Raw genomic sequence first — 16549 nt, forward strand, 5'->3', positions numbered from 1 at the left:
CAGTGGCCGGGCGGGTGGACGGATGGGATGCCCCGCTTGCAGCGGGTCAGCCCATCCTGCAGCCAGCGCCGCTGTCAGCCAATGCCTTGGCTGCCACGCCGATCACCTTGTTTTCCTTGTTTTCCACCTGGCGCAGGTAGATGTCCTGCACAGGGTTGTGTGCCTTGCTCATGGTCCATTTGCCGCGCGGGCTGTCGATGGTGGCACTTTCCATGGCCTTGATGACGGCAGCCTTGGCAGAGAGATCGCCCTTGACCGCGTTGGCGCCTTGCACCAGCAGCAGGCCGGTGTCGTAGCCCTGCACCGCATACACGTCGGGCTGGCTGCGGAAGGTCTTGGCATATTCCAGGCGGAACTGCTTGTTGCGCGGCGTGTCCAGCGAGTCGCTGTAGTGCATGGTGGTGATGATGCCGTCGGCCGCAGGGCCTGCCGCTTCAAGCACCCCTTCGGTCAGGAAGCCCGAGCCGTACAGAGGAATCTTGTCCTTGAGGCCCGCAGCAGCGTAGTCGCGGATGAACTTGGCCGCGCCGCCACCGGCAAAGAAGCAGGCCACGGCATCGGGCTTGAGCGCGGCGATTTCGGTGAGTAGCGCCTGGAACTCCACGTTGGGGAAGGGCAGGCCCAGCTCCTTGATGATGGTGCCGCCCGCAGCGGTGTAGCTTTGCTTGAAGCCTTCAAAGGCCTCATCGCCGGCTGCGTACTTCCAGGTGATCCACACGGCCTTCTTGTGGCCCTTTTCGACCATCGCCTTGCCCAGCGCCAGCGTAGGCTGCGAGTTGCTGAACGAAGTGCGGAACACGTTGGGGGCGCACAGCGCGCGGGTGGCAGCATGCACGCCTGCATTGGGGATGAGGTTGAGCACGCCGGTGTCGCGCGCCACCTTCTGGATGCCCATCTGCACGCCCGAATGCACGGTGCCGATCAGCACATCCACCTTGTCGCGCTGGACCAGCTTGCTGGCGTTCTCCACGCCCTTGCTGGGTTCGGACTCATCGTCTACCTTGAACCACTCGATCTCGCGGCCGCCCAGCTTGCCGCCTTGCTGGTCGATCGCCAGGCGTACGCCGTTCTCGATGGCCACGCCCAGTTGGGCAAAGGTGCCGGTGTAGGGCAGCATGAAACCCACACGCACCTTGCCACTTTGGGCGCGCACGATGGAGGGCAGCAGCAGCCCTGTGGATGCTGCGCCCACAAGGGCGGCGCTGCGGCTGATGACGAGGCGGCGGGTGGTCATGGGATGGGTCTCCTTTGTTTAGGCTTAAAGTAATTTACTTCAAGCATTCCGTGGTGAATACCTATGGGTTACCCGTACCGGGGCGAACGGGTCGTGCCTTACCAATGCGACAGTGGCCACGATTGCCCATCCCAGCACGACCTGCAGGTCGAGGAGGCTGGATGTTGGCCATCGTACAAACAAACATGAACTAAAGTGCATTTATCGGTGTTTTGTGCAGTATAGATCATGATTTTGAGGCCGTGCAGGCTGTTTGTAGCCCCCAATATCAGTAGTTTCGAGCATAGGTAGCCCCTCCCTGTCCCTGATGATCGGGTGCGGCTGCGGGGCCGTGGTGTGAGGGCTTGTGAGGCCCGGGTCTTGCTTGATGCCGACCTCGGCGACACTTAAGAGCTATAGCGCGCTGCGCGCTTCTTGGGCACCGACTGTTTTGCTGCCGAATGGGGCGCGGCTGCGCTTCCTCTTTGTTCATGTCTTTTTCCGCTCCACCACCCCCGTCTTCTTCGGCCCTGCCAGCACGCACGCGCATGGCCCGCTGGCTGCGCCATTTCTGGCCTGCACCACTGGGCATTGATGGCCGAGAGCGGCTGCGCTTTATCGCAGGGGCGGTGGTCGGCGTGCTGTTGACCGCCTGGCTGAGTCGCTGGTGGGCGGGTGGTGGCGGTGCGGGGCCCTGGATGGTGGCTTCGCTGGGGGCCAGTGCGGTGCTGGTGTTTGGCATGCCGTCGAGCCCGCTGGCCCAGCCCTGGCCTGTGCTGGGTGGCAGCACTTTGTCCGCTTTGGTGGGCGGGCTCTGTGCGGCGCTGATTCCCGATCCCGTGTGGGCCGGGGCGGTGGCTGTGGGTCTGGCCATTGCGCTCATGGTGCCGCTGCGCTGCCTGCACCCACCGGGCGGTGCCATGGCGCTGTATGTGGTGCTCACGGCGGGCGATGGTTGGCACCTGGCGGCGTTTCCGATTCTGTTCAACGTGGTGGTGTTGCTGGTGACTGCCGTGGTCTACAACGGCCTGACCGGGCGCCGCTACCCCCACCCGCAGCGTATGGTGGCGCGCACCGATGTGGCCCAGGGTGCCTTCACGGCATCGGACGTGGATGCGGCGCTGGCGCACTACAACCAGGTGCTGGACGTGAGCCGCGCCGATCTGGAGGGGTTGCTGCACCTGGCAGGCCGCGCAGCGTTCCAGCGGACGCTGGGGGAGGTGCGCTGTTCGGACATCATGTCCCGGCCTCCGCTGGCGGTGGAGGCGGGCATCTCGCTGAAGGAGGCCTGGGCCCTGATGCGTGCTGAGCAGATCAAGGCGCTGCCTGTGGTGGATGCGCAGCGCTTGGTGGTGGGCATCGTGACCGTGGCGGACTTCATGCGCCTGGCCAACCTGGATGTGCATGAAGGACTGGGGCAGCGCCTGCGGACCCTGGTCATGGGGCGCAGCGGCCAGCCTCAGAGCGTGGGTGAGATCATGTCCCACCCCGTGCAGGTGGCCCGTGTGGAGCAGCACGCCATGGATCTGGTGCCGCTGTTTTCCCAAGGGGGCCACCACCACATCCCCATCGTGGACGCAGACGATTGCCTGGTGGGCGTGATCACTCAGACGGATCTGGTGCGCACGCTGGCCGTGGCTGTGCAGGGGCGCGACGGCCCACCCGCTACCGCCCAAACGCGCCGATAGGCACAACAGGGCGCATCGCGGTACAATCGACAGGCTTTGCACAGCGCTTTTGCCTGTCCATTGAAGCCGTCTCCCCCGGCCGTCTGCCTGATCTGCGCCCCGGGTGCAGCGACTCCCACCGCCCGCAATGCACCGTGTGTCGAGCACCGACCACGTCGTAGCTGCCGTGGTGTATGCACCAAGCGTTCAGGCGCTGATCGCAGAATATTAGTTTTGAAGAGATAAAGAACATGGCCAAAGAAGAACTCATTGAAATGCAAGGCTCCGTCACGGAAGTCTTGCCCGACTCGCGCTTTCGCGTCACGCTGGACAACGGTCACCAACTGATCGCCTACACCGGCGGCAAGATGCGCAAGCACCACATCCGCATCCTGGCGGGTGACAAGGTGTCCCTGGAAATGTCGCCCTACGACCTGACCAAGGGCCGCATCACCTTCCGCCATCTGGCTGGCCGTGGCCCCGGCCCGAGCAGCCGCTAAGCCATCGCCTGGCTTGATTCATCGGTTTCATTGGTCTTTTTCAGCCTGAAGGGCTGATCCGTTTCTTGTTGTTCTCTCGTCCTCGCACGGCTTTGCCAGGGGCTGTGGATTTTCGGTTTGCTGGGAGTGCCAGCTGCTTTTCAAAAAAATGAAAAAAGCAGGCATCGAACCAAAAAACAGGAAATTGGCGGGTTAGAATACGAGCTGTCGGAGCGTAGCGCAGCCTGGTAGCGCATCTGCTTTGGGAGCAGAGGGTCGCGAGTTCGAATCCCGCCGCTCCGACCAATGTTTGAAGGCCTTGCAGCACATGCTGCAAGGCCTTTTTTCTTGCCTGTTGGGGTTCCGGGCAGGTGAGCGACAGGGGAAAAAATCCTTACCATCGGGGCGTCCCGGATGGCGCGGAAGCCTGAGGCGCATCCGTTCAATCGCCCGCCCGACCGGCCACGCCATGAAACGTCCTCTGCCTGTCTCCCCGTCTTCCGCCTCAAGCCCTTGGACGGGCACCCCGACCACCACCGGCCAGCGCTATGACGCGGTGGATGCTCTGCGAGGGTTGGCGATGGTGTGGATGACCGCCTTCCACTTCTGTTTTGACCTGAGCCATTTTGGTTTCTGGCCACAGAACTTCCGCGTGGACCCGTTCTGGACCACGCAGCGCACCTTCATCGTGAGCCTTTTTCTTTTCTGTGCCGGGCTGGGGCAGGCCATAGCGTGGCATCAGGGGCAGGGGTGGCAGCGTTTCGTGCGCCGCTGGATGCAGATCGCGGGCTGTGCGCTGCTGGTGACACTGGGCTCGTTTGCCATGTTTCCGCAGAGCTTCATTTACTTCGGGGTTTTGCACGGCATGGCCGTGATGCTGCTCGTTGCCCGGTGCACATCTGGCTGGGGGCGGTGGCTGTGGCTGGCAGGGCTGGTGGCTGTGGTCCTGCCGCCCTTGGCGCAGCATCTGCTGGCGGGCAGTTGGTCGGAGGCGGCGCCCTGGTTCAACGGCCGGGCCTTCAACTGGCTGGGGCTGGTGTCCCGCAAACCTTTCACTGAAGACTATGTGCCTGTGTTCCCTTGGTTGGGCGTGATGTGGTGGGGGCTGGCTGCAGGCCAGTGGATGCTGGCTCGCCAGTCGGTGCTGCTTTCGCGGTCACTGCCCGGCATCGTTCGGCCCTTGTCGGTTCTGGGGCGCTGGAGCCTGAGTTACTACATGCTTCACCAACCGGTGATGATTGGTCTGTTGATGGCGGTGGCCTGGTGGCTGGGCCGGTCGTAGCTTCCGACTGGCTGATGGCGAGAACAGGCGGCTCTGTGAGTGAGTTGCTGGTGGCAAATCGTTTCCAGCGGGCATAAAAAAACGCGGCCTGGGCCGCGTTTTTTTTGGGGGGCATCCCTGCGGATGCGGGCCGAGCCTGATTATTCGACCTTGGCCTTGGCGCGCAGGTCTTCCTGGAACTTTGCCAGCTTTTGCTGCTGCAGTTGTTGCGCCACTTGGGGTTTGACTTCTTCCAGCTTGGGCAACTGAGCCTGGCGCACATCGTCCAGGCGGATGACGTGGTAGCCAAACTGGCTCTTCACGGGGGCGTCGGTCATCTTGCCCTTTTCGAGCTTGACCAGGGCTTCGGTGAATTCGCTCACGTAGCTGGCAGGGTTGGCCCAGTCCAGGTCACCACCCTTGGCGCCGGAGCCTGGGTCCTTGGATTGCTTCTTGGCGATGTCTTCGAACTTGGCGCCCTTCTTGATGGACGCGATGATGGCCTTGGCGTCGGCTTCCTTCTCCACCAGGATGTGGCTGGCCTTGTATTCCTTGCCACCGTTGGCTGCCACGAACTTGTCGTATTCGGCCTGGATTTCGGCGTCGGTCACCGGATTGGTCTTCTGGTAGTCGGCGAACAGTTCGCGGATCAGGATGCTCTGGCGGGCCAGTTCCATCTGGGCCTTGTAGTCGGCCGAAGCTTCCAGGCCGCGCTTTTGCGCTTCCTGCATGAAGATTTCGCGGGCGATCACTTCTTCCTTGATCTGGCCTTCGATGTCGGGCGTCACCGGGCGGCCCGAGCGTTCCACCTGCTGCTTGAGCGCCTCAACGCGCTCTTTCGGCACGGCCTTGCCGTTGACGATGGCAACGTTCTGGGCGGAAGCGGGCAGGGCCATCGAGCCCAGCACGGCAGCGGCCACGAGGCCGGACAGGAGCTGTTTCTTCATGCGAAATCCAAAAATGAGAGGTTGTTTTGTGCCAGCTGAAATCCGGCGATTTGCTATCTGAGGCCGGTTCAGAGAACTTCAATGGCAAGGGCGTGTACGCCTTGGTCAATAAATTCTTGCAGCGCATCATACACAAGGCGGTGCTGTGCCACGCGGGGCTTGCCTGTAAACAAAGGTGACGAAATGCGGACCCGGAAATGCGTGCCAAAACCGGTGCCGTTGGCCCCGGCGTGGCCTGCATGGGCGGCGCTTTCGTCCAGCACTTCGAGGGCGGTGGGGGCAAGCCGCTGGATGAGGGCCTGGTGCATCTGCTGGGCGATGGAGAGGGAGTTCATGGCTATCTCCTGGGCTCAGGCTGCGGGCTCGTCGCCCTTGAGGTGCGGCGCGATGTAGATGCCCTGGCCGATCAGGAAGACCAGCGGGAAGGCATAGCCCCAGAGCTTGAAGTCCACCCAGGCCTCGGTGCTGAAGTTGACCACTACATAGGCGTTGATGGCGGACATGAAGGCGCAGTAAACGATCCACGCCACATTGAGCCGCAACCACACCCGGTCGGGCAGCTCCAGCTGGCTGCCCAGCAGCATCTTGAGGAAGTTCTTCTTCATCGCCCACAGGGCCACGGCCAGCGCGAGAGACATGGCACCGTAAAGCACCGTCGGCTTCCACTTGATGAACCGGTCGTCCTGCAGCACGAGCGTGAGCGTGCCAAACAGCAGGATGAGCACCAGCGTGACCTTGTGCATGGTCTGCAGGCGGCGGTCGATGGCGTAGATCAGGCCCATCTGCACCACGGTGGCGGCCATGAGCACGGCCGTGCCCACGTAGATGCCATAGAACTTGTAGGCCCCGAAGAACAGCAGGATGGGGAAGAAGTCGATCAGGATTTTCATGGAGTCGGGGAAATTCTCGGCGGTCAGCCCTGGTCGGATTCGAAATCGAGCGACGCGGAGTTCATGCAATAGCGCAGGCCGGTGGGGGCCGGTCCATCTTCGAACACATGGCCCAGATGGGCCCCGCATTGTGCACACACCGTCTCGGTGCGGACCATGCCGTGGCTGCGGTCCACGATTTCGGTGATGGCGCCGGGGATGGCCTGGGAGAAGCTGGGCCAGCCGCAGCCTGCGTCGAACTTGGTGTCCGAGTCAAACAGCTTGGCATCGCAGCAGATGCAGTGGTAGCTGCCATCGGCCCAGTGGGTCTCGTACTTGCCGGTGAAGGGGCGCTCGGTGGCGGCGTGGCGTGTGACCTGGAAGGCCACAGGCTCGGCGCCTTTTTCGCGCAGCACGGCTTGCCATTCGGCGTCGGTCTTTTGGATGGGATGGGTCATGATGAACAGCTGATCTCGATGGAAGACGCCCAGTCGGGCGGAAAGGCGGCGTAGGCTTCGTGGCCGGGGTGCTCGTCGAAGGGGCGCTCCAGCAGCCGCTGCAGGGTTTGGAGTTCGCTGAAGTCGCCAAGTTTCGCCGCGCGGATGGCCTGCTCGCCCAGGTGGTTGCGCAGCACGAATTTGGGGTTGGTTTCGAGCATTAAATTGGCCGCTGCCGCTCGATCATCATGCTTTTGTAGCTCTGAATATGATAGCAACCATGCATCGCAGGCCGCGCGATCGGCAAACAGGTCGCGCACCGGCTCGAAATCGCCGCTGCCCACGGCATGCGAGAGCCGGCGCCAGAAGATGGTGTAGTCCACGCCATTTTTTGCGAGAAGCAACAAGATGCCGTCGATCAGTGTGGCGTCCTCTTCGTGCACCGTGGTCAGGCCCAGCTTGGCGCGCATGAGGGCCATGAACTCCTGCGGGAACACCGTCTTGTAAGACTCCAGTGCCGCCTTGGCCAGTTCCTCGTCGCCGATCAGTGGCAGCAGTGCCTGCGCCAGGCAGAACAGGTTCCAATACGCCACATTGGGCTGGCGGTTGTAGGCATAGCGGCCCTGCGTGTCGCTGTGGTTGCACACATGGCCGGGCACGAAAGCGTCCAGAAACTGGAACGGGCCGTAGTCGATCGTGAGGCCCAGGATGCTCATGTTGTCGGTGTTCATCACCCCATGGCAAAAGCCCACGGTCTGCCACTGGGCCATGAGGCGCGCGGTGCGTTCACTCACAGCCTGCAGCAGGGCGGCGTAGGCATTGCCACTGAATTCCGTGGTATCGCGGCATTCGGGGTAGTAGCGGTCGATGACATAGTCGGCCAGCTTTTGCAGCGGGGCTTCCTGGCCGTTGGCGGCAAAGTGCTCAAAGTGGCCAAAACGCACAAAACTGGGCGCCACGCGTGCGACCACGGCGGCGGTCTCGATCTCTTCGCGCCGCACCGGCGCTGGCGAGCCGGTGATGCACAGCGCGCGCGAGGTGGGAATGCCCAGCCCATGCATGGCCTCGCTGCACAGGAACTCACGGATGCTGGAGCGCAGCACCGCCCGGCCATCGCCCATGCGGGAGTAGGGCGTGCGGCCCGCGCCCTTGAGCTGGATTTCGTGGCCGTTGGCCGTCTCGCCGAGCAGGATGGCCCGGCCGTCGCCCAGTTGCCCGGCCCAGACGCCGAACTGGTGGCCGCTGTACACGCTGGCCAGGGGGCGCGAGCCCGCCAGCAGCGTGTTGCCGGTAAAGGCCTGCAAGGCTTCGTCACTACCGAGCCAGGATGGGTCGAGCCCGATCAGCCGTGCCACATCGGGGCTGGTGCCCACCCAGTGGGGGGCGGGCAGTGGGGTGGGGCGCAGTTCGGTATGGAAGGCGGGCCCCAGGTCGGCGAAGCGGTGGTTCCAGGCCAGTCCCAGGTCGGCGGCGGTTTCGCTGTGGTCGGCGCTCAGGTTCATGGCCGCAATTGTCTCGCACCGTGGATGGCGCAAGGCTGGCAAGGCCATGGGGCGTTGCCGCTATGGATTCTCAGGAGGTGGGCGCTGCCTCCGGCTCCGCCAGCAGCTGTGTGCGGTACTGCCCAGGCGGCATGCCAAACCAGCGCTTGCAGGCGCGGAACAGGTTGCTCTGGTCTGCAAAACCCAGCAGGTCGGCAATCTCGGCCAGGCTGCGGCGCTCATCGCTCAGGTGCTGGCACGCGAGTTCGCGGCGGGTGTCGTCCAGCAGTTGCTGGTAGCTCACCGACTCGGCCTGCAGGCGCCGCTGCAGGGTGCGGTCGGTCAGGTGCAGGCGTGCGGCAATGTCCTCGCGCCGGGGCTCGCCCAGGTGCAGCACGCGCGCGATTTCGGTGCGGACGCGGGTGCTGGCCAGCGTCTGGCCGAGCTGGTCCAGCTCGGTTTCGACCAGCCGTTCGTGCAATGTCCACAGACCGGGGTTGTGGGTGGGGATGGGGGCGCGCAGATCGGCTTCGGAGAGCAGGAAACGGTTGGCGGGCTGGCCAAAGAGCGGCGTGACGCCAAACGCGGCACGATACCGACCGTCTTCGCCAGGTGGGGGGGTGATCAGTTCTACAGCCAGGGGCACCAGATCGCGCCGGGTCAGCCAGCAGCACAGTGTGAACAGGGTGAGCACCGCGAACTCGATGCGCTGGCGCGGAATGGGCCGCGTGGCGCCGATGTGGCTGAGCACCAGCCAGTAGCCCTGGCCACGCGGGTCGCGCTTCATTTCAAAGGTGGTGGCGTCCGAGATCAGCGCCATCTGCCGCTGCAGGTGTTCAAAGCCGATCAGCAGGTTGGGGCCGGAGGCCAGCGCGTAGCCCACCAGGTCCACATTGCCGTACCGCGCTGCCAGGTCCCGCTCCAGGCCCAGGCCGGGTTGGCCGTAGCGCGTCGCTGCGGCTTCCCAGAGCCGGCTCACGCGGTCCACATCCACGCGGGTCTGAGGCTGCTGCTGCAGACCCGGCAGGTCGATACCGGCTTCGGTGCACAGGTCGGCCGCTGGCAGCCCTTCTGCCGCAAACATGTCCGCAATGCCACGCACCCATGCGGCGGAGCTGGTGCGCTGGGTCATGGGTGGTTCATGGGCAGGCTTCCCACTCAGGGTTAACGCGAGGGTGGTGTTCTGAAGTCACTGTTTTGGCGTGGTTGCGATAGTGGGCCAGCGGCGATGCATTCACACAATCGTCGCCGAGGTCGGGCCCTGCCGCAAGTGTGACGCTTCGCTGAGGCCAGATCCATTCTAGAACTCACAGGAGACAAGACATGATCGATGTGCGCAAGCGTGTGCCATGGCTGGGGGCGGTGGTGTCGTGCTGGCCCTGGCTGGTTGTGGTGGTGGCTCGGGCTCTGCGCCCGAGGTGCGTGAGACGGTGTACGGCACCGTGCGCGGCGTGGACGATAGCGCCGTGACGGGCACCTATGCCTGGAAGGGCATGCCCTTTGCCAAGCCACCCGTGGGGGACTTGCGCTGGCAGCCACCTGTGGAGCCCGCTGCCTGGGCCGGTGAGCGCAGCGCCACGCGTTTTGGCAATGCCTGCCTGCAGATGGGGCGCCTGTACGGGCCCGGGGCCAACAACCGCTTTGACGACACCATTGGCCAGACCCTGGGCACGCCCGTGGGCAACGAGGATTGCCTGACGCTGAACATCTGGCGCCCTGCGACCAATCAGGACAACCTGCCGGTGCTGCTCTTCTTGCATGGCGGCAGTGCCATCTCGGGCTACACGGCCGACCCGGTGTACGACGGCGCCACACTGGCGCGCGCGGCCAATGCCGTGGTGGTCACGGCCAACTATCGGCTGGATGTGCTGGGCTTTCTCCAACTGCCGCAACTACAGAGCGGCAGCCAGGCGTACACGGGCAACTATGCGCTGCTGGACAATGTGCAGGCGCTGACCTTCATCCAGCGCAACATCGCCAAGTTTGGCGGCAATGCAGCCAATGTGACGCTGATGGGGCAGTCGGCGGGCGCCATCAACGTCCTGGCGCTGCTCACCGCGCCCCAGGCCGCAGGCCTTTTCCACAAGATCGTGCCCATCAGCGGAGGCATCTCGCTGGCCAGCAACCTGCCAGCGGGCTCCATCCCCACGCTCAATCCGGCATCGAAGTACGCAGCGCAGTCAGGGGCCTTGCTGGCCGCGCTGGCGCTGGCCGACGGCCTGGCGCCCGATGCTGCCGCCGCTGCCACGCTGGTGGCGGGCTGGACGCCTGCGCAAACCGCCAGCTACCTGCGCGGCAAGGACGGCCGTGTGGTGCTGCAGACAGTTCTGCAAAAGGGGCTCACGGGGTCGGGGCCGATTCCTGACGGTGTGGTGGTGCCGACCAACCCCATCGCGGAGATTGCAGCGGGCCGCTACCACAAGGTGCCCGTGCTCTCGGGCTACACCCAGGACGAGGCCAAGCTCTTCGCGCCTTTCCTGGCGCTGCTGGGTGGCAAGCCGGGCCTGAAGATCAGCGATGCGGAGCGTTTTGCGATGACGCAGGGCTTCAACCCGGATGCCCCCACCACGCTCACGGTGGCCGACATCATTGACCCTTCGTACCTGCCGATCGCGGCGCCATCCACGGGCTACAACGCACGCATGAAACTGCTGGGCAGCGTGTTCTTTGAACCCAGCCGCGACAACCTGCTGGGCACACTGCGCACCCAGCAAGCCAACGTGTGGAGCTACCAGTTCAACTGGGCCCAGCAGCCTGCACCCTGGAACGATGTGTACGGTGCTGCCCATGGCTTTGACCTGCCCTTTGTCTTTGGCAACTTCGGCCCGTCCCTGCTGGCCAAGGCCGCCAACAGCACGGCCAACCAGACCGGCCGCCTCGCGCTCTCTGGCGTGATGATGGACAGCGTGCGCGCCTTCGTGCACACCGGCAACCCCAACCACGCCGGCCTGGGCCAGGAGTGGCAGCCCTGGCCGCGCAAGTTCATCTTCGATGCGGACCAGAAGGCCACGCGCCTGAGCGTTCAGTGAAGACCCAGCGCCTGATGCTGTTTCCCATGTCTGTTCATGCTGCAGCCGTGGCCGTGAGGTATGCACCCAGCGCCTCGTCGTCCACGATGGCCACCTTGCCGAAATCCAGCGACACGATGCCCAGTTCCTCCAGCGTGCGCAGCACGCGGTTCACCGTCTGGCGCGACAGGCCCACCAACTGGCCCAGCTCGTCCTGCGTGAGGTTGAGCCTGCGCGTGCTGCGCCAGAACAACCGGCTCAGGTACAGGGCCACGCGGTGCTCGGGCGACTGCGTGCGGCCGGCCTCGATGATGGTCATGGCCTGCCCGAGCCGCATGTTCAGGTGTTGCACCAGGAACTGGTTGAACGCCAGGCTGCTCTCGCGCAGCGTGGCAAACAGTGGCAGCGGCAGGCACAGCAGCGTGGTGGGCCGCAGTGCCACCACGTTGTACTTGCGTGGCTCGGGTTTCATGGCCGAGCCCTCGCCAAACCACTCGCCGTCCGGCACGCCGATGAAGGCCGACGACCGCCCCTTGCTGGCGGGGCTCTGCAGCATCACCAGGCCCGACAGCACCGCATGCCAGCCCTCCACCGCGCTGCCCGCAGGCATCATGACGGCGCCCTTGTCGCCCTGCACGGCAAACACCTCGTCGCGCAGACGCTCCTGCAACGCGGCTGGCACGCTGGCAAACCAGGGCTGGGCCGAAATGAAGCGCGGAGCAGGAGGCAGGGTGCTGAGCATGTGCGCGATTGTCGCTGCACTGTGGCGCCGGGTTCAGGGTAATCCCTTGGGCTTTGTCAATGGGACGACAGGTGTTGGCAGCCGCGCGTGTGCGGCGCACACTGGCGGCCTGCCGTGGGGAGCCAGGCGTTGCGTGGCAAAGCCGCTGGCGGGTGGCGCGGCGCCTGGTGGTTCGATGGATTTCAGTGGCCTGGTTGCATGACTTTGGAGACACCGGGGGCCAATGCCTCGCGCTACCATGATCTTTCCCTTCACTACAACATTCAAGGAGCACCCATGCTGGGCCTGATGCAAAGTCAACCGTTGCTGATCTCGTCGCTGATCGAGTTCGCAGAACGCCACCATGGCGACGCCGAAATCGTCTCCCGGCGGGTAGAGGGTGACATTCATCGATACACCTACCGCGACCTGGCGGCACGTGCACGCCGTCTGGCCAACGCGCTGGACGATCTGCAACTGCAGTTCAGCGACCGCGTGGCCACGCTGGCCTGGAACGGCTACCGCCACATGGAGATGTACTTCGGCGTCTCCGGCTCGGGCCGTGTGCTGCACACCGTCAACCCCCGACTGCACCCCGACCAGATCGCCTGGATCGTCAACCATGCCGAAGACCAGGTGCTGTGTTTTGACCTCACCTTCCTGCCCCTGGTGCAGGCCGTGCACGCCAAATGCCCCACCGTGAAGAAGTGGGTGGCCCTGTGCGACACCGACAAGCTGCCTGCAGATTCCGGGGTTCCAGGGCTGGCGAGCTATGAAGACTGGATTGGCGCCCATTCGGCCGACTACGCCTGGCCCGAATTTGACGAGAACTCGGCATCGAGCATGTGCTACACCAGCGGCACCACGGGCAATCCCAAGGCCGCGCTCTACAGCCACCGCTCGACCACGCTGCATGCCTATGCTGCCGCGCTGCCCGATGTGATGTGCCTCTCGGCCCGCGACTCGGTGCTGCCCGTGGTGCCCATGTTCCACGTCAATGCCTGGGGCATCCCGTATTCGGCGGCGCTCACGGGCTGCAAGCTGGTGTTCCCCGGCCCGGCAATGGATGGCAAGTCGATCTACGAACTCATCGAATCCGAAAAGGTGAGCTACGCCGCGGGTGTGCCGACCGTGTGGCAGATGATGCTGGGCCACATGAAGCCCGCAGGCCTGAAGTTCTCCACGCTCAAGCGCACGGTGATCGGCGGCTCGGCCTGCCCACCGGCCATGATCCACGCGTTCAAGGAAGACTACGGCGTGGAAGTGCTGCACGCCTGGGGCATGACCGAGATGAGCCCACTGGGCACGCTGTGCACCCTCAAGAACAAGCACCTGTCGCTGCCCAAGGAAGAGCAGATGAAGGTCTTGCTCAAGCAGGGCCGCGCGATCTATGGCGTGGACATGAAGATCGTCGGCGGAGATGGCGAAGAGCTTCCCTGGGATGGCAAGACCTACGGCGACCTGCTGGTCAAGGGCCCGTGGATCGTGGACAGCTATTTCAAGGGTGAAGGCGGTCATCCGCTCGTCAAGGACAAGCAGGGCCGTGGCTGGTTCCCCACGGGCGACGTGGCCACCATTGATGCCGACGGCTTCATGCAGATCACAGACCGCAGCAAGGACGTGATCAAGTCGGGCGGCGAGTGGATCAGCTCCATCGACATCGAAAACATTGCGATGGCGCATCCCGCGATTGCCATGGCAGCGTGTGTGGGTATGCCGCACCCCAAGTGGGACGAGCGCCCCATCGTGGCTGTGGTCAAGCGCCCGGGCACCGAGGTCACACGCGATGAGCTGCTGGCGTTTTACGAAGGCAAAACCGCCAAGTGGCAGATCCCGGATGACGTGGTGTTTGTTGATGCCATTCCACTGGGTGCCACCGGCAAGATGCTCAAGACAAAACTGCGCGAACAGCTCAAGGATTACAAGCTCCCAGGCTTGTAAAAGCTGCGTCCTTGGCCCCGCCAGCCCTCTTGATCGCCCTCGCGGCTTTCGAAACTGGCGCGGCCCAGGCCAGTGCACCCGTGGAGCTGGCTTTGCCAGGCCACCGGGTGCGTCTCCCTCCCGAAGGAGAGGGGGAAGGCGCGCAGCGCCTCAGGGGGTGACACCGAGTTCAGTCACGTGTGCGACGCTGGTAGGGGCAATCCCTGAGCATCGCATTGTTGCAACGCGGTACGCTGCGTTGTGTCGATTCACTAGGAGACAAAACCATGAAATTTGCTATTAAGGCTGTAGCGGCATCGTTAATACTGGCAAGCGCTGGCGCGGCGTTCGCTCAAAAGGGTGAGACGGTGAAGATCGCGTGGCTGGACCCGCTGTCGGGCCTGATGGCAGCCGTCGGAACGAATCAGCTCAAGAGCTTCCAGTTCATCTCCGAAGAGTTCAACAAGAAGAACGCCGCAGGGGTCAAATTCGAGATCATCGGCATCGACAACAAGCTCAGCCCGCAGGAGACCACCAGCGCACTGCGCTCGGCCATGGACCAAGGCGCGCGCTATGTGGTGCAAGGCAACGGCTCTGGCCCGGCCCTGGCCATCATCGACGCGCTGGAAAAGCACAACGCACGCAATCCCGGCAAGGAAGTCCTGTTCCTGAACTACGCGGCCGTGGACCCAGACCTCACCAACAGCAAGTGCAGCTACTGGCACTTCCGCCTGGATGCAGACACCTCCATGAAGATGGAAGCGCTCACGGCGTATATGAAGGACCTGCCCGAGGTCAAGAAGGTCTACCTGATCAACCAGAACTATTCGCACGGTCACCAGGTCTCGAAGTTCGCCAAGGAAATGATGCAGCGCAAGCGCCCCGACGTGCAGTTCGTCGGCGACGACCTGCACCCCCTGGCCCAGGTGCGCGACTTTGCGCCCTACATCGCCAAGATCAAGGCTTCGGGTGCCGACAGCGTGATCACTGGCAACTGGGGTTCGGACCTCGCGCTGCTGATCAAGGCGGCCAACGACGCGGGCCTGAACAACGTCAATTTCTACACCTACTACGGCTCCGTCACGGGCAGCCCCACGGCCATGGGCGCCGCTGCGTCAGGCCGCGTCTACATGGTGGCTTACGCCCACATGAACCTGCCGGGCGAGCTGAACAAGATCGTGGTGGACTACAAGAAGAAGTTCAACGACGACATGTACACAGGCGCCGTGTACCACGCGTTCACGATGCTGTCGGAGGGTTTTGCCAAGGCCAAGTCCACCGACCCTGTGAAGGTGGCGGCCGTCTTTGAAGGCATGAAGTTCAAGAGCTTCAACGGCGAGGTCGAGATGCGCAAGACCGACCACCAACTGCAGCAAGGTCTGTTCATCTCGAAGTGGGAGAAGGCCGGTGGCAAGTTCCCTATCGACTCTGAAAACACTGGCTACACCTTTGTGCCCGTGAAGTACTACGAGCCCTATGTGGCCAGCACGCCCACGTCGTGCCAGATGAAGCGTCCGTAAGTCCTGCGTGACCGCTTCGAGGCCCGACCTGGCTCGGGCCTTTTTTTTACCCCTGCAGTGAAAAATTCCAATGAATCCTGAGTTTTTCGTGATCTCTTTGCTGAACGGCGTGAGCTACGGGCTCCTGCTGTTCATGCTGAGTTCCGGCCTCACGCTGATCTTCAGCATGATGGGCGTGCTCAACTTCGCACACACCAGCTTCTACATGCTGGGTGCCTATTTCGCCTTCACCATCTCCGGGGTGGTGGGCTTCTGGCCTGCGCTGGTGCTGGCGCCGCTGGCGGTGTTTGTGCTCGGGGCCGCGTTCGAGCGTTACGCACTGCGCCGCGTGCACAAGTTTGGCCATGTGCCAGAGCTGCTGGTCACCTTCGGGCTCTCTTACCTGATCCTGGAAGTAGTGCAACTGGTCTGGGGCCGCTCCACGGTGCCTTATGGCCTGCCTGAACAGCTGCAAGGCCCGCTGTTCTCGTTGTATGGCACGCAGTTCCCCAAGTCGCGGTCGTTTGTGATGCTGGTGGCCCTGCTGATGCTGGTGTCCGTGTGGCTGCTGCTGACGCGCACACGCATTGGTCTGGTGATCCAGGCCGCTCTCAAGTACCCCGAGATGGTGGAAGCGCTGGGCCACAACGTGCCGCGCGTTTTCATGCTGGTGTTCGGCGGTGGCGCTGCGCTGGCGGGGCTGGCAGGCGTGATCGGTGGCAACACCTATGTGACCGAGCCCGCCATGGCGGCGTCCGTCGGCTCCATCATCTTCGTGGTGGTGGTTGTGGGGGGCATGGGTTCGCTGGCAGGGGCTTTCATCGCCTCGCTGCTGATCGGTGTGGTGCAGACCTTTGCGGTGGCGCTCGACTACTCGCTGATCCACGTCTTCAAGGCAGTGGGCGTGGCGGTCACCGACCAGACCTTTGGCTACCCATTGCTCAAGCTCACGATTTCCCAGGTCGCACCCATCCTGCCTTACCTGTTCCTCGTGCTGATCCTGATCTTCCGCCCCAAGGGCCTGCTGGGCACCCGGGAGGACTGATG

The 16549-nt window shown here is 63.6% G+C and carries 15 protein-coding genes and 1 tRNA gene; 8 read left to right on the top strand and 8 right to left on the bottom strand.

Annotated elements, in window-relative coordinates:
• Positions 1 to 46: 46 nt before the first annotated feature.
• Entirely contained in the window at positions 47 to 1234 is a 1188-nt protein-coding gene (locus tag ACYZGB_RS17450) for an ABC transporter substrate-binding protein (protein WP_462390103.1), read from the bottom strand.
• 470 nt (positions 1235 to 1704) lie between these two features.
• On the opposite strand from ACYZGB_RS17450, the gene ACYZGB_RS17455 reads away from it, so the two are divergent.
• The 4 genes from ACYZGB_RS17455 (at position 1705) to ACYZGB_RS17470 (ending at position 4641) form a co-directional block, all read left to right on the top strand.
• On the top strand, positions 1705 to 2901 hold the full coding sequence (locus ACYZGB_RS17455) for an HPP family protein (RefSeq protein WP_462390105.1): 1197 nt from the start codon (positions 1705 to 1707) through the stop codon (positions 2899 to 2901).
• A 230-nt stretch (positions 2902 to 3131) separates the two neighbouring features.
• Complete coding sequence (gene infA / locus ACYZGB_RS17460) at positions 3132 to 3380, top strand: translation initiation factor IF-1 (protein ID WP_063460522.1); 249 nt, start codon at positions 3132 to 3134, stop codon at positions 3378 to 3380.
• A gap of 208 nt (positions 3381 to 3588) precedes the next feature.
• Positions 3589 to 3665, top strand: a tRNA-Pro gene (locus tag ACYZGB_RS17465).
• Between the two features lie 163 nt (positions 3666 to 3828).
• Positions 3829 to 4641 (top strand): DUF1624 domain-containing protein, encoded by an 813-nt coding sequence (locus tag ACYZGB_RS17470; RefSeq protein ID WP_462390107.1) that lies wholly within the window; start codon positions 3829 to 3831, stop codon positions 4639 to 4641.
• 140 nt (positions 4642 to 4781) lie between these two features.
• Here the strand turns inward: ACYZGB_RS17470 and ACYZGB_RS17475 are convergent, their stop codons facing one another.
• From ACYZGB_RS17475 to ACYZGB_RS17500, 6 genes are all read right to left on the bottom strand, one after another.
• Positions 4782 to 5567: a foldase protein PrsA gene (locus tag ACYZGB_RS17475; protein WP_462390109.1), complete on the bottom strand. Its 786-nt coding sequence runs from the start codon at positions 5565 to 5567 to the stop codon at positions 4782 to 4784.
• Positions 5568 to 5635: 68 nt separating this feature from the next.
• Positions 5636 to 5902 (bottom strand): BolA family protein, encoded by a 267-nt coding sequence (locus ACYZGB_RS17480; RefSeq protein WP_462390111.1) that lies wholly within the window; start codon positions 5900 to 5902, stop codon positions 5636 to 5638.
• Positions 5903 to 5917: 15 nt separating this feature from the next.
• A complete protein-coding gene (locus ACYZGB_RS17485; protein WP_462390113.1) occupies positions 5918 to 6457 on the bottom strand; it encodes a septation protein A in 540 nt (179 codons plus the stop codon).
• Positions 6458 to 6480: 23 nt separating this feature from the next.
• On the bottom strand, positions 6481 to 6894 hold the full coding sequence (msrB, locus tag ACYZGB_RS17490) for a peptide-methionine (R)-S-oxide reductase MsrB (protein WP_462390114.1): 414 nt from the start codon (positions 6892 to 6894) through the stop codon (positions 6481 to 6483).
• Complete coding sequence (locus ACYZGB_RS17495) at positions 6891 to 8375, bottom strand: protein adenylyltransferase SelO (RefSeq protein ID WP_462390116.1); 1485 nt, start codon at positions 8373 to 8375, stop codon at positions 6891 to 6893. Before ACYZGB_RS17495 ends, msrB begins: the two co-directional genes overlap by 4 nt.
• A gap of 70 nt (positions 8376 to 8445) precedes the next feature.
• Positions 8446 to 9486 carry an AraC family transcriptional regulator gene (locus ACYZGB_RS17500; protein WP_462390118.1) on the bottom strand — a complete coding sequence of 347 codons (1041 nt, stop codon included), beginning with the start codon at positions 9484 to 9486 and terminating at the stop codon, positions 8446 to 8448.
• 217 nt (positions 9487 to 9703) lie between these two features.
• Here ACYZGB_RS17500 and ACYZGB_RS17505 point away from each other — a divergent pair, with 217 nt between their 5' ends.
• Positions 9704 to 11383 (top strand): carboxylesterase/lipase family protein, encoded by a 1680-nt coding sequence (locus tag ACYZGB_RS17505; protein ID WP_462390119.1) that lies wholly within the window; start codon positions 9704 to 9706, stop codon positions 11381 to 11383.
• 34 nt (positions 11384 to 11417) lie between these two features.
• On the opposite strand, the gene ACYZGB_RS17510 is transcribed toward ACYZGB_RS17505, so the two are convergent.
• Positions 11418 to 12104, bottom strand: a complete 687-nt coding sequence (locus ACYZGB_RS17510) for a Crp/Fnr family transcriptional regulator (RefSeq protein ID WP_462390120.1) — start codon at positions 12102 to 12104, stop codon at positions 11418 to 11420.
• Between the two features lie 276 nt (positions 12105 to 12380).
• Between ACYZGB_RS17510 and ACYZGB_RS17515 the strand changes: the two genes are divergently transcribed.
• The 3 genes from ACYZGB_RS17515 to ACYZGB_RS17525 all read left to right on the top strand — a co-directional run bounded on the left by ACYZGB_RS17515 (position 12381) and on the right by ACYZGB_RS17525 (position 16547).
• Positions 12381 to 14024, top strand: coding sequence for a 3-(methylthio)propionyl-CoA ligase (locus tag ACYZGB_RS17515; RefSeq protein ID WP_462390122.1), 1644 nt, complete (start codon positions 12381 to 12383; stop codon positions 14022 to 14024).
• Positions 14025 to 14290: 266 nt separating this feature from the next.
• Positions 14291 to 15523 carry a branched-chain amino acid ABC transporter substrate-binding protein gene (locus tag ACYZGB_RS17520; RefSeq protein ID WP_462390123.1) on the top strand — a complete coding sequence of 411 codons (1233 nt, stop codon included), beginning with the start codon at positions 14291 to 14293 and terminating at the stop codon, positions 15521 to 15523.
• Between the two features lie 70 nt (positions 15524 to 15593).
• Positions 15594 to 16547 carry a branched-chain amino acid ABC transporter permease gene (locus ACYZGB_RS17525; RefSeq protein WP_063460510.1) on the top strand — a complete coding sequence of 318 codons (954 nt, stop codon included), beginning with the start codon at positions 15594 to 15596 and terminating at the stop codon, positions 16545 to 16547.
• Positions 16548 to 16549 lie beyond the last annotated feature (2 nt).

The sequence above is a fragment of the Acidovorax sp. Q11 genome, assembly GCF_054950075.1.